Below are 13,231 nucleotides of genomic sequence, written 5' to 3' on the forward strand. Positions count from 1 at the left end.
GGGAAAACGCCTCCCGACAGGGGGGGGCGCATGGCCCGGGCAGTGGTCTCCTTGCAGGTGCGCACACGAGCAGAACAAGCGTGAAGCGGCGCGCCTTCAGGAGGGAGGTGCGGCTGGCGCCGGTCGGGGAAGCGGCAGGTCCTGGCGGTGCAGTTAAACAAAATGGAGAAGATGACAAATGAAGAAGACGATTTTCGCACTGGCGGCGCTGGGTGCTTTCGGCGGAATTAGCGAGACAGCATGGGCGGATTCAAGCGTCACGCTGTACGGCGTGATCGATAGTTCCATTGAGTATGTAAACCGCGTTGCATCGGCTCAGCCTACCGTGGTGAACGGCCAGCCGGCGTTTGCAACGAATGGTGGCAGCCGCTTTTCCATGCCGACTCTAGGCGGCCTTTCGCCGTCGCGCTGGGGCCTGCGCGGCGTGGAAGACCTGGGCGGCGGCAACAGCGCCATCTTTGTGCTGGAAAGCGGCTTTGGCCCCGATACCGGGACCATGCAGTCGAGCAGGCTGTTCGGCCGCCAGTCCTTCGTCGGTCTGCAGAACAGCACCTACGGCAAGCTGATGCTGGGCCGACAGTACACCTCCTTCTTTGAAGGCATGGCCAATTTCGCGCCAATGCGCTTTGCCACCACCTATGAACCGGTGGCCTGGGAACTGGGTATAAACTACCGCGAAGACAACGTGGTCAAGTACGTCGGCAACTATGGCCCGCTGCAGGCCGTGGCCCACTACTCGTTCGGCGTGGGCGTACCGGCAATCGGCTCGTCGCCGCTGGCCAACGGTGGTGCAGGCGAGACGCCAGGCTCGTTCCGTGACAACAATGGCTACGGCGCATCGCTGACGTACCTGAGCAACGGCTTTGGTGCCACGATTGCGTATGACCAGTGGCACCCGACCGTTACCTCGGGCCAACAGGGTAACAGCCGCAAGGCAGGCGGTGCGCTCAGTTATGCCACCGGCCCCTTCAAGGCGATGGCCGGCTACCGCTGGGCCAAGGTGGACTTTGCCAATGGCAATACGCTGGGGCGCGACGACTACTATTGGGCGGGCGTCAACTATCAGGCCACCGGCGCGCTGGCCCTGTCGCTGGCCTACTACTACTCGGATTTCAAGCGCCTGAGCCTGGGCCAGACCGCCCTGGCCAGCAATCCGGCCAACCCGTGGCAGGCGTCCTTCCTCGCCGACTACAGCCTGTCCAAGCGCACCGATGTTTATGTGTCGGTCGCCTATTCGCGCAACGCCGGCCTGAACTTCGACTCGTCACAGACGCTGTACCTCTATAACTACCCGACGATGGCCGGGCAGAAGGGCATGGTTGGCGTGACTACGGGTATCCGCCACATCTTCTGACTCCCGTCTTGAGCATGTGGTACCAGCGGGGAGCCTGCCCATGCGGAGGCTCCCCGCCTGCGCTTTGCACTGCGGTTTGCGGTACTGAGACGTCTGCCCGGATCGCGGGATGCCATTGGATCGGGCGGCTGCCTCCCAGACTCGCATCATTCATCAAGGAAACGAAATGCACGATACCTATGACTACATCGTTGTCGGCGCGGGTTCGGCCGGCTGTGCCGTGGCGAGCCGCCTGGCCGATGCCGGCGACGGCAGCGTTGCCGTGCTGGAAGCAGGCGGGCACGATTGCAAGCCTGCCATCACGATTCCCATCGGCATTGCCGCCACCGTGCCCAGGGCCGGTCCGTTCAATTACGGGTTCGCTACCGAGCCGCAACCTGCGCTTCACGGGCGGCGGGGCTACCAGCCGCGCGGCCGCGGACTGGGGGGCTCCTCGTCGATCAATGGCATGATCTACATCCGCGGCACGCCTTCCGACTATGACCGCTGGGCCGCGCTGGGCTGCGACGGCTGGGCATGGGACGAAGTGCTGCCGTATTTCAAGCGTGCCGAGTGCAATGAACGCCTTGGAGGCCTGCCGCAAGACGACTGGCATGGCGGGCGCGGCCCGCTGCACGTTGTCGATACGCGCTCGCTGAACCCCTTCGACCGCCGCTTCATCGAAGCCGCCGAAGCCGCCGGCTACCGCTACAACCATGACTTCAACGGTGCGCAGCAGGAAGGCGTCGGCTTTTATCAGCGCACACAGCGCGACGGCGAGCGCTGGAATGCGGCGCGCGCCTACCTTCACGGCGGCGATGCTGGCGCTCTCAATGGCGGCCGCGACAATCTTGACGTATTGCCCGATAGCCAGGTGCTGCGCATTCTGTTCGAAGGCAAACGCGCGGTGGGCGTGCTGGTGGAGCGCGGCGGGATCCGGCACACGCTGCGGGCCAGGCGCGAGATCATTCTCAGCGCCGGCACTTTCGGATCGCCGCAGCTGCTGATGGTGTCGGGTATCGGCCCGGCCGGGCACCTGCGCGCGCAGGGCATCGACGTCGTGCACGATACGCCGGGGGTTGGGCAGAATCTGCAGGAACACCCCGACATGAAGCTGCAGCAGCAGCTCTCCAGCACCGATCTATATGCCTTCACCCTGCGCGGCGGCTTGCGCCTGCTGCGCGAATGGCGCCGCTACAAAAAGGAGCGCTATGGCATGTTCGCGTCCAACATCGCGGAGGCCGGCGGCTTTATCAAGAGCGATGCCAGCCTGCCGGATCCCGACCTGCAGTTGCATTTTTCCACGACGCTTGGCGATGCCAAGGCACGCAGCACGCATGGCTATTGCCTCCATGTGTGCGTGCTGCGCCCTCACAGCCGGGGACAGGTCCTGCTGGCATCTGCGGATGCGCGTGAGGCGCCAAGGATCGACCAGAACCTGCTGGGCGACACCCGCGACATGGAAACCATGCTGGCGGGGCTGCATGTCGTGAAGCGCGTGCTGGACCAGGAATCGCTTGCCCGGCTGGGTGGCAAGCCGCATACCCACGGGCACCTGCGCTTTGACGGCAGCGACGACGAAGCCGTGCGCGAGCTGATTCGCCAGCACGCGGACGTGATTTTTCATCCGGTGGGTACCTGCCGCATGGGGAGCGATGCGCAGTCCGTCGTGGATGCGCAGCTGCGCGTGCGGGGTGTGCAAGGCCTGCGCGTGGCCGATGCCTCGGTCATGCCCACGCTGGTCGGCGGCAACACCAACGCGCCAGTCATCATGATCGGCGAAAAGGCGGCAGACCTGGTGCGCGGCATCGAGCGGGCCGGCGCAATGGCCACGGCGGCACCGCGGGACGACCGGCGTGCCGCGGCCGTGGAGCCCGAGACTTCGGCCGCAGCGCAAGGCCGCAAAGACAGCCGGGCCGAGCACGCGGAGACTACCGCCATGCGCGGCAGCAGACTGCTTGCCACTGCCGTGGCGCTCGCTTTGACCACGGGCATCCACGCAGCCGAGCCGCGATCGGTGACGCCCACGCCGGGCAAGCCGGCGAGCGCAGCCACAGTCGCCGCCAATGCTGCCGTGCTCCGGCAGTTGCCCTTCAGCGACCGGAGCGACTACGAGTCGGTCCGGCGCGGCCTGGTGGCACCGTTTCGCGGCGAAATCAAGGATGCCGCGGGCCGGGTGATCTGGAGCACGGCAGCCTATGACTTCGAGCAGGCGGCAAAGAGCCCGGACACAGTCAATCCCAGCCTGTGGCGCATGGCGCAGCTCAACACCAATGCCGGCCTGTTCCAGGTCACGGACCGGGTCTACCAGGTGCGGGGCCTGGACCTGGCCAACATGACCATCATCGAGGGCGAGCACGGCATCATCGTCGTCGATCCGCTGATGACGGTGGAGACCGCCAGGGCGGCGCTGGAACTCTATTACAGCCATCGCGCCAGGAAGCCTGTCGTTGCGGTGATCTACACGCACAGCCATGCCGACCACTTCGGCGGCGTGCGCGGTGTCGTGGAGGAGGCCGACGTCAGGGCAGGGAAGGTGGCAATCTATGCGCCTGCCGGTTTCATGGAGGAGGCAGTCAGCGAGAACGTTTTTGCGGGCACGGCCATGTTCCGCCGTGCGCTGTTCCAGTCCGGCGCGGGCGTGCCCCGCAACGAGCGGGGGCAGGTCGACACGGGCATCGGCAAGGGCGGCGCCACGGGCGGCACGATCAGCCTGATCGCCCCCACGGTGCTGGTGAAGGGCCGCTATGAAACTCACCGCATCGGCGGCGTCGAGTTCGAATTCCAGCTCACACCGGGAACCGAAGCGCCGGCGGAGATGAATTTCTACCTGCCGCAGATGCGTGCGCTGTGCATGGCCGAGAACGCCACACAGACCATGCATAACATCCTCACCCCGCGCGGCGCCCTGGTACGCGACCCGAAGGCCTGGGGCAAGTTCCTGGACGAAAGCCTGGTGCGCTACGGCGACAAGGCCGATGTCATGCTGGCCCAGCACAACTGGCCCACCTGGGGCGGCGAGCACATCCGCACCATGCTGGCCGACCAGCGCGACATGTACACCTTCCTCAACGACCGCACGCTGCACCTGCTGAACCAGGGGCTCACGCCGGTGGAAATCGCCGAAGCCATGCAGAAGCTGCCGGGCGATCTGGAGAAGAAGTGGTACACCCGCGGCTACTATGGCTCGCTCAGCTTCAACTCGCGTGCCGTCTACCAGCGCTACCTGGGCTTCTACGATGCCAACCCGGCCAACCTGAACCCGCTGCCGCCGGTCGAAACCAGCCGGCGTTACGTGCAGGCGATGGGTGGCGGGGGCAAAGTGCTCGGGCTGGTGCGTGAGGCCCTGGACAAAGGCGACTACCGCTGGGCCGCGCAATTGGGCAACAACCTGGTGTTCGCCGACCCCGGCAACACGGCGGCGCGAGAGGCACAGGCCGACGCGCTGGAGCAGCTCGGCTATCAGAGCGAGAACTCGCTGTGGCGCAACATGTATCTGACGGGCGCGCGGGAACTGCGCGACGGTACTCAAGCTGCCGCGGCACGCAGCACTGCGGACCTGGTCAGGGCGCTGGAGCCCGCGATGTTCTTCGACTACATGGCCGTGCGGCTGGACTCGGACAAGGCCCGGGGCCATGACATGACGCTGAACTGGGTGTTCTCCGACCAGGGCAAGCCGTTTGCGCTCACTGTTCGCAACGGTGTGCTGACTTATCGGGAAGGCAGCCTGCATGCCAACGCGGATGCCACTGTCACCATGAGCAAGACGACACTGGACCGCATCAGCCTGCGCCAGCTCGATTTTCCCACCGCGTTGCGGCAGGCAGAGATCAAGGTGGAGGGAAACGGCCAGAAGCTGCCGGAGTTGATGGGCATGCTCACGACCTTCGATCCGGCATTCAACATCGTCACGCCGTAAGTGGCCACGCCGGCAATGTGCGCCCTCTCCCGCTTGCGGGAGAAGGCGCGTGATCCCGGCAATCGAGCGCGACTGTCCTGCGGCAGCTCCACCTGTCATTGCTCGGTTGATACAAGCTGTGTATTGCTCGACATACATAAAGTATTTTTCGAGTGTCATCGGCAAACGTAGCATCACCATCAATACGTTTGGAGAAGACAAGATGACAGCCGTTGCCCGCAATCCGAAGCGCATGGCACCCGCAGGGAGCCAGGCATGAGCGGCCCCTTGCAAGGCGTGCGCATCATCGACATGACGACGGTGCTGATGGGCCCGTACGCTACCCAGATCCTGGGCGACCTGGGCGCCGACGTGATCAAGGTAGAGCCGCCCGACGGCGACACCGTGCGCGAAGTCGGTCCGCGCCGCCACGCAGGCATGTCCGGCATCTTCCTGCATGCCAACCGCAGCAAGCGCAGCATCGTCCTTGACCTGAAGGCGCCAGGCGGACGTGACGCACTGCTGCGGATCGCGGCCGAGGCCGACGTGCTGATCTACAACGTGCGCCCACAGGCCATGGCACGGCTGAACCTGAGCTATGAAGAGCTTGCCAGGGTCAACCCGCGCATCCTCTACGTGGGCCTGTACGGGTATGGCCAGGGTGGCCCCTATGCCGCAAAGTCCGCTTATGACGACCTGATCCAGGGCGCAGTCGCCATTCCCACACTGGCCAAGCTGGCCGGCGGGGACGTGCCGCGCTATGCACCGAGCGCCATTGCCGACCGCATCGTCGGGCTGGCCGCGGTGAACGCCGTGACGGCCGGCCTGTACCACCGCGAGCGTTCCGGCGAGGGGCAGTCCATCGAGGTGCCGATGTTTGAAACGATGGCGCAGTTCATCCTGGGCGACCACATGGGCGGCCTGACCTTCGAGCCGCCCATCGGCCCGAGCGGCTACGCGCGCATCCTCAACGAGCATCGCCGTCCGTACAGGACCAAGGACGGCTACCTGTGCGTGCTGCTCTACAACGACAAGCAGTGGCGCAGGTTCCTGGCCCTGATCGGCCAGCCCGACCTGATGGAGTCGGATCCGCGCTTCAGCACCATTGTCGAGCGCAACAAGCACATCCATGCGTTGTACCGCATGGTGGCCGAGATCATGCCCACCCGCACCACGGCAGAGTGGACATCGGTGCTGGAAGCGGCGGACATGCCGGTGATGCAGCTGCATACGGTGGATTCCCTGATGTCCGACCCGCACCTGGAGGCGGTGGGCTTCTTCGACGTAGTGGAACACCCCAGCGAAGGCGCGATCCGCTCGATGGCGATTCCGTCCAAGTGGTCGAAGTCGCAGCCGCAAGTCGCGCGCCAGGCGCCGCGCCTGGGCGAGCACAGCGCGCAGGTGCTGGCTGAGGCCGGCTACAGCCGGGAACAGATCCGCGAGCTCGCCGCGCTGGGCGCGACGCGCCTGGCCGGCGATGCCAACGCATGACCCTGAACAGATACCGGGAGCCATCTTGAACGCGAACTTCGACACCTTGCCGCTCGTGACCATCCCACCCGAGGATGAGGCACTGCGCGGCCCCATTCGGGAATTCCTGCAAGCGGCGCTGCGCAATGTGCCCCCGCCCGTGCGCGCCCGCACGTGGATGGGCTTTGACGGCGAATTCAGCCGCGCGCTGGGCCGGCAGGGCTGGATTGGCCTGTCCCTGCCGCGCGAGTATGGCGGCGCTGGTCGCAGCGCCTTTGCCCGCTTCGTGCTGGTGGAAGAACTGATCGCAGCCGGAGCGCCGGTTTCGGCGCACTGGTTTGCCGACCGCCAGACCGCACCGCTGATCCTGCGCTATGGCAGCGAAGCGCAGAAGCAGTTCTTCCTGCCAAAGCTGATCGGCGGCGAGATCTTCATCTGCATCGGCATGAGCGAGCCCGATACCGGTTCGGACCTGTCTTCCGTGCGCACCCGCGCCTTGCGCACCGAGACCGGCTGGCGCCTGAACGGCCGCAAGATCTGGACCACCAACGCCCACCGGGCCCAGTACATGTGCGCGCTGGTGCGTACCTCTGGTCAGCACGGCGACCGCCACAAGGGCCTGTCGCAGGTGCTGATCGACCTGAGCCTGCCCGGCATCACCGCACGGCCGATCCGCGATCTCGCCGGTGACGGCCATTTCTGCGAGGTCGTGTTCGAGGACGTGGACCTGCCGGCCGATGCGCTCATCGGCGAAGAAGGCTCCGGCTGGAAGCAGGTCACCGCGGAACTCGCCTTCGAGCGCAGCGGCCCGGAACGCATCCTGACCAGCCTGATGCTGGCCGAGACCTGGCTGGCGGAGGTGAAGGCGTCCGGCCTGCCGGTGCCGGATTCGGTCAAGGCCATTGCCGGGAGCATCGTCGGCCGCATGGCCGTGCTGCGCGCCATGTCGCTGGCCGTGGCGGATCGTCTCGACAATGGCCTGAACCCCGAGACCGACGCGTCCTACGTCAAGGACCTGGGCACCGAGTTCGAGCAGACCGTGCCGGGTTGGATCAGCGAAGCGCTCGAGCAGATGCCAGGCTTTGTGCCGTCCGACGACCTGCTGCGCTCGCATGCCTACATCACGCAGCTGGCGCCGAGCTTTTCGCTGCGCGGCGGCACCCGTCAGATCCTGCGCGGCATCATTGCCCGCTCCCTTGGACTTCGCTGATACGGACACATCATGACTGATTCACTTGTGGATGCTTTCGAGCGCGCGCTGGCCGACCTGTGCGCGGATGAACAAGTGCGGCGCAGCGAGTCCGGCCAGGGTGCCGATGCGCAATGGCGCGCCATCGATGCGCTGGGTTTCACTGATGCGCTCATTCCGGCCGGACAGGGTGGGGCCGGGCTGTCGCTGGCCGAGGTTTTCCCGCTATTTGTTGCCGCCGGCCGTGCGGGGCTGAGCCATCCTTTCGCGGAAACCGCCATCGCCCGTGCGATCCTGGCCAACGCAGGCCGTGTGCACCAGGGCGAGTGCATTGCCGTTGCCCCGGCGCAGCGGCAGGCCGGTGATGCCATCGTGTGCCGCGAGGTGCCCGGCGGTGCGCTGGCGGACCAGGTGCTGGTGGGCTGGCGGGGCGAATGGCTGCTGATGCCGCGCGCATTGGCACAGGCAACGCCGGGTGCGTGGCGCCCGCAGGCGTCCGCCACGCTGCGCTGGAGCTCGGCTGGCCAGGCGGTTTTCCGCATGCCGGCCGGTGACGGCGAGGCGGTGGCGATCTGCAACGCCGCGCACGCAGCCGGCATGGCCGGGGCGATGACACGCATCCAGGCCATGAGCATTGAGTACGTCAACAACCGCCAGCAGTTCGGGCGCGCCATCTCGCAGTTCCAGGCCATGCAGCAGGAACTGAGCGTGCTGGCCGAGCAGGCAAGTTCGTCTACCTTCGGCGCGCGCCTGGGCTGCGCAGGCGACGGCTTCCTGCCGGCGCCGCTGCTGGCGGCCACCGCCAAGCTGCGTTGCGCCGAGGCCGCCAGCCGGGTCGCGGCGATTGCCCATGCGGTGCACGGCGCGATCGGCATCACCGAGGAACTGGCGCTGGGGCTCTTTACGCGGCGCCTGCACGAGTGGCGAGGCTGCGCCGGCACGGAAACCTCATGCGCCACGCTGCTGGGAGATGCGCTGTTCGCCCAGAACAGCGGCGCCAGCCAGGAGATCCTGGATTTTGCGCGGCTGCAACTTGCGCCGGCGGCCTGAACCCCTTAATCCCTGACACACACCATGCAGAAACCTGAATCCATCGTGATTGTCGGCGCCAAACGTACACCCATCGGGGCGTTCAATGGCTCGCTGGCTTCCCACACCGCTCCCGAGCTCGGCGCCGTGGCCATCCGCGCCGCGGTGGCCGAAGCCGGCGTCGATCCGGCTTCGGTCGACGAAGCCATCATGGGCTGCTGCCTGTTTGCCGGCCTCGGGCAGGCGCCCGCGCGCCAGGCCGTGCTGGGGGCTGGCCTGCCGGTTTCCACCCCGGCCACCACGCTTAGCAAGATGTGCGGCTCGGGTATGAAGTCCGTGATGCTAGCCCATGACCTGTTGCTGGCCGGCACCTGCTCAGTAGCGGTAGCGGGCGGCATGGAATCGATGAGCAATGCACCGTACATCGTGCCGCGCGGCCGCCATGGCTACCGGCTTGGCCACGGCCAGTTCCTCGATCACATGTACTGCGATGGCCTGGAGGACGCCTATGAGGGCCACCTGATGGGCTACTACGCGGACCTTGACGCGCAGGAGCGCGGCATCAGCCGCGAAGCGCAGGACGCCTATGCCCGCGAAAGCCTGCTGCGCGCCCAGCGCGCGGTGGAGGAGGGCGTGTTTGCGGACGAGATTACCCCGGTCAACCTCAAGCGCAAGAGTGCGGGAACATCGTTTGCGCGGGACGAGACGCCAGGGCAGTGCGATACCGCCAGGCTGCCAAAGCTCAAGGCCGTGTTTCGCCAGGAGGGCACGGTGACGGCCGGCAATGCGTCGTCCATCTCGGACGGTGGCGCCGCGCTGGTGCTGATGCGTGAAAGCGATGCGCAATGGCGGGGCTTGTCGCCGCTGGCCCGCATCGTCGGCCATGCCACGCACGCGCAGGCGCCGCAGCAATTCATAGATGCGCCGGTGGCCGCTATCCGCCGTGTGCTGGCCAAGACTGGCTGGACCGCGCAGGATGTGGATCTCTATGAGATCAACGAGGCCTTCGCCGTGGTGACCATGGTCGCACTGCGGGAACTGGACATCACGCACGACCGCGTGAACGTCAACGGCGGCGCCTGCGCCCTTGGGCATCCGGTCGGCGCCACTGGCGCGCGGCTGCTGGTGACGCTGATCCATGCGCTGAAGCGGCGTGGCCTGCGCCGTGGCATGGCCAGTCTTTGCCTGGGCGGCGGCGAAGCCACCGCTGTCGGCATCGAGCTGTGCTGAGCGGGGACGCACGATGAGCTATCTGCATGCACGGCAAGGGGCGGTGGGCTGGCTGACCATGGACCGGCCCGGCGCAATGAACAGTCTCAGCCGGGAGATGGTGAGCGGGCTTAGTGCGCATCTCAAGCTGTGGCGCGACGATCCGGGGATCCGCGTGGTGGTGCTGACGGGCAATGGCCGAGCCTTCTGTGCCGGCGCCGACCTGAAGGAAGTCGCCGCGCCGGCCGGGGCTGGCGAACCGGATTTCATCGACGTGGCCGTGGAGTTCTTCGACACGCTGCGCGGCTTTCCCAAGCCGGTGATTGCGGCGGTCAACGGGCTGGCAATGGCGGGCGGGCTGGAAGTGGTGCTCGCCTGCGACCTGGTGGTGGCGGCCGAGTCGGCGCGGCTCGGAGACGCGCACGCCAACTTTGGCGTATTCCCCGGCGCCGGTGGCGCGGCAGTGCTGCCGCGCAAGGTCCCTGTCAACGTGGCCCGCTACCTGCTGTTCACGGGCGATACCTTCAGTGCTGCCGAAATGCAGCGCCTTGGCCTGGTCAATGACGTGGTGGCCGGCGCCGAGCTGTGCGACCGCGCCCAGGCGCTGGCCGAAAAGCTGGCAGCGAAGAGCCCGCTGGTGCTGGCGCGCATGAAACAGGTCGCAGCGCAAGCCTCGGACAAGCCGGTGGCCGACGCGTTGCGCCATGAGCTGCTGGCGCTGCGCGACCACCAGCGTTCCCACGACATGCAAGAGGGGCTGCGCGCGTTCGCGGAGAAGCGTTCGCCCGACTTCAAGGGGTGCTGACCCCCAATCAACCGGAAGGACAACCATGGACCTGCTCTACTCCGAGCACCACAAGGCGTTCCGGCAGGAGATCCGCGCTTTCATCGCCGCCAACCTGCCCGACGACCTGCGCCAGCGCCTGCGTGCCGGCGGCTTTGCCAGCAAGGCGGATACCGAATTCTGGCAGCGCAGGCTGAACGCCCGCGGCTGGGGTGCCCCGGCCTGGCCGAAGGCCTTCGGTGGCGCCGGCTGGGATGCCGCCGAACAGCAGATCTTTGCCGACGAGTGCGCCTGCGCACCAGCGCCGCCACCGCACATCTTCAACATCACCATGCTGGGCCCGGTGCTCGCCCACTTCGGCAGCGACGCACAGCGCGGGTACTTCTTGCCGAAGCTGCTGAACGCCGATATCCAGGTGTGCCAGGGCTTTTCGGAGCCGGGTTCCGGTTCGGACCTGGCCTCGCTGAAGACCCGTGCCGAGCGTACCGCCGACGGCTACGTGGTCAATGGCCAGAAGATCTGGACCAGCCAGGCGCACTATTCGGACTGGATCTTCTGCCTGGTGCGCACGGACCCCAACGCGGTGAAACCGCAGGCGGGCATCTCGTTCATCCTGATCGACCTGAAGGCGCCCGGCATCACGGTGCGCCCGATCATCAGCATCGACGGCCGCCACAGCCTCAATGAAGTGTTCTTCGACAACGTGCTGGTGCCCGCCGAAAACCTGGTGGGCGAGGAGAACCACGGCTGGGACTACGCCAAGTTCCTGCTTGGCCATGAGCGCGCATATATCGCTGGCATCGGCCGCAGCAAGGAGCGTGTCGCCTATGCCAAGGCGCTGCTGGGGCGCCTTGAGCAGGAAGGGGAGGCAGCCGGGCGGCTGGCGGCGTGGCGCGGTCGCATCGCCATGATCGGGGCCGACCTGCATGCGCTGGAAGTGACGCAACTGCGCATGCATGGCGGTCATGCCGGCACGAACCTGTCGCCCATGCTCAAGGTCCGCGGCAGTGAGATCTTCCAGGCCATCACCGACGTCATCTGCCGCATGAGCGGCACCGACGCACTGCGCCTGGACACCGGCACGCTCACCAAGTCCTACCTGTACTCGCGCGCCGTTTCCATCTTCGGCGGCAGCACCGAGGTGCAGAAGAACATCCTTTCAGCCACTGTCCTGGATCTGCGATGAACCTGCAACTGAACGACATCCAGCAGCAGTTGCTGGACAGCCTGTCGCGGCTGCTGGGCCGCGAATACAGCTTCGAGAAGCGCCAGCAGTATGCGGCGCGCGACAGCGGCCACAGCCCCGAAGCCTGGGCCGCGCTGGCCGAACTGGGCGTGCCGGGCGCCGCCATTCCGGAAACCCACGGCGGCTTTGGCGGCGATGCGGTCGACCAGATGCTGATCTCGCAGGCCCTGGCGCGCTCGATGTCGCTGGAGCCCTACCACGGTACCGCGGTGATGGCGGCCACGGCGATCGGCGTCGCCGGCTCCGAGGCACAAAAGGCAGAGCTTCTGCCCGGGATAGCGCAGGGCGAACTGCGCGTGGGTTGGGCACATGCCGAGCGCGGCGCCGAGACGTTGGCTACGAAAGCCGCCAGGGCCGGCGATGGCTGGGCGCTTTCTGGCGCCAAGCCCTGCGTGCTGCACGCGTCCATCTGCGGCCACCTGATCGTCACGGCGCGGGCAGCGGGCAGCCAGGCGCCCGATCTCTTCCTGGTGGCATGCAACGCGCCGGGCGTGCGGCTGGAGGCCTACCGGCTGCTCGACGGCACTACGGCGGCCGACGTGAGTCTGGACGGCGCCCCGGCGCAGCGCCTGGATGGCGCTGCCGCATCGGATGCGGTGCTGCAGCGGGTGCTGAACGCAGGCATCAATGCCGCCTGCGCCGAGATGGTCGGCGCCATGGAAGGCGCCTACACGCTGACCGTCGACTACCTGAAGACCCGCAAGCAGTTCGGCAAGCTGATCGGCGCCAACCAGGCGCTGCAGCACCGCGCGGTGGACATGCTGGTGGCGCTGGAGCAGAGCCGCAGCTTGTCGCTCTCGCTGGCCTTGGCGCTGGCCGGCCGCAATGACCTGGCCGGCGGCGCTGCGCAGGTTCATGCCGCCAAGGTCTATATCGGCCAGGCCGCGCGGCACGTCACGCAAGAGGCCATCCAGATGCATGGCGGCATCGGCATGACCGAGGAGTACGCGGTTGGCCACTACCTGCGGCGCGTGCTGTTGCTCGACCAACTGCATGGCGATACGCAATACCACCTGGGCCGGCTCGAAGGCAGCCCGCTCAACTGAACCCACTAAACCAGACCGCAAGCGAGG

9 protein-coding genes are annotated in these 13,231 nt (G+C 66.6%); all 9 read left to right on the forward strand.

Annotation, left to right across the window (positions count from 1 at the left end; all coding sequences use genetic code 11):
- The first annotated feature begins 178 nt into the window (after positions 1-178).
- The 9 genes from AC1RWI_RS11320 to AC1RWI_RS11360 all read left to right on the forward strand — a co-directional run bounded on the left by AC1RWI_RS11320 (position 179) and on the right by AC1RWI_RS11360 (position 13,204).
- On the forward strand, positions 179-1,354 hold the full coding sequence (locus tag AC1RWI_RS11320; RefSeq protein WP_492866436.1) for a porin: 1,176 nt from the start codon (positions 179-181) through the stop codon (positions 1,352-1,354).
- Between the two features lie 166 nt (positions 1,355-1,520).
- Complete coding sequence (locus tag AC1RWI_RS11325) at positions 1,521-5,252, forward strand: alkyl sulfatase dimerization domain-containing protein (RefSeq protein ID WP_492866438.1); 3,732 nt, start codon at positions 1,521-1,523, stop codon at positions 5,250-5,252.
- Positions 5,253-5,507: 255 nt separating this feature from the next.
- Positions 5,508-6,722 (forward strand): CaiB/BaiF CoA transferase family protein, encoded by a 1,215-nt coding sequence (locus AC1RWI_RS11330; RefSeq protein ID WP_492866440.1) that lies wholly within the window; start codon positions 5,508-5,510, stop codon positions 6,720-6,722.
- Positions 6,709-7,911, forward strand: a complete 1,203-nt coding sequence (locus AC1RWI_RS11335) for an acyl-CoA dehydrogenase family protein (protein ID WP_492866442.1) — start codon at positions 6,709-6,711, stop codon at positions 7,909-7,911. Before AC1RWI_RS11330 ends, AC1RWI_RS11335 begins: the two co-directional genes overlap by 14 nt.
- A 12-nt stretch (positions 7,912-7,923) precedes the next feature.
- Positions 7,924-8,940, forward strand: a complete 1,017-nt coding sequence (locus AC1RWI_RS11340) for an acyl-CoA dehydrogenase family protein (RefSeq protein ID WP_492866444.1) — start codon at positions 7,924-7,926, stop codon at positions 8,938-8,940.
- A gap of 24 nt (positions 8,941-8,964) precedes the next feature.
- A complete protein-coding gene (locus AC1RWI_RS11345; RefSeq protein WP_492866446.1) occupies positions 8,965-10,149 on the forward strand; it encodes an acetyl-CoA C-acyltransferase in 1,185 nt (394 codons plus the stop codon).
- A gap of 13 nt (positions 10,150-10,162) precedes the next feature.
- A complete protein-coding gene (locus tag AC1RWI_RS11350) occupies positions 10,163-10,933 on the forward strand; it encodes an enoyl-CoA hydratase/isomerase family protein (RefSeq protein WP_492866448.1) in 771 nt (256 codons plus the stop codon).
- Between the two features lie 25 nt (positions 10,934-10,958).
- Positions 10,959-12,098: an acyl-CoA dehydrogenase family protein gene (locus tag AC1RWI_RS11355; RefSeq protein ID WP_492866450.1), complete on the forward strand. Its 1,140-nt coding sequence runs from the start codon at positions 10,959-10,961 to the stop codon at positions 12,096-12,098.
- Entirely contained in the window at positions 12,095-13,204 is a 1,110-nt protein-coding gene (locus tag AC1RWI_RS11360) for an acyl-CoA dehydrogenase family protein (protein ID WP_492866452.1), read from the forward strand. Before AC1RWI_RS11355 ends, AC1RWI_RS11360 begins: the two co-directional genes overlap by 4 nt.
- Positions 13,205-13,231: the final 27 nt, after the last annotated feature.

The sequence above is a fragment of the Cupriavidus sp. MPR-AND1C genome, assembly GCF_058809705.1.

Coding starts and splice junctions, on each gene's coding strand:
- AC1RWI_RS11320 (WP_492866436.1), top strand. CDS start 179: ATGAAGAAGACGATTTTCGCACTGGCGGCGCTGGGTGCTTTCGGCGGA.
- AC1RWI_RS11325 (WP_492866438.1), top strand. CDS start 1,521: ATGCACGATACCTATGACTACATCGTTGTCGGCGCGGGTTCGGCCGGC.
- AC1RWI_RS11330 (WP_492866440.1), top strand. CDS start 5,508: ATGAGCGGCCCCTTGCAAGGCGTGCGCATCATCGACATGACGACGGTG.
- AC1RWI_RS11335 (WP_492866442.1), top strand. CDS start 6,709: ATGCCAACGCATGACCCTGAACAGATACCGGGAGCCATCTTGAACGCG.
- AC1RWI_RS11340 (WP_492866444.1), top strand. CDS start 7,924: ATGACTGATTCACTTGTGGATGCTTTCGAGCGCGCGCTGGCCGACCTG.
- AC1RWI_RS11345 (WP_492866446.1), top strand. CDS start 8,965: ATGCAGAAACCTGAATCCATCGTGATTGTCGGCGCCAAACGTACACCC.
- AC1RWI_RS11350 (WP_492866448.1), top strand. CDS start 10,163: ATGAGCTATCTGCATGCACGGCAAGGGGCGGTGGGCTGGCTGACCATG.
- AC1RWI_RS11355 (WP_492866450.1), top strand. CDS start 10,959: ATGGACCTGCTCTACTCCGAGCACCACAAGGCGTTCCGGCAGGAGATC.
- AC1RWI_RS11360 (WP_492866452.1), top strand. CDS start 12,095: ATGAACCTGCAACTGAACGACATCCAGCAGCAGTTGCTGGACAGCCTG.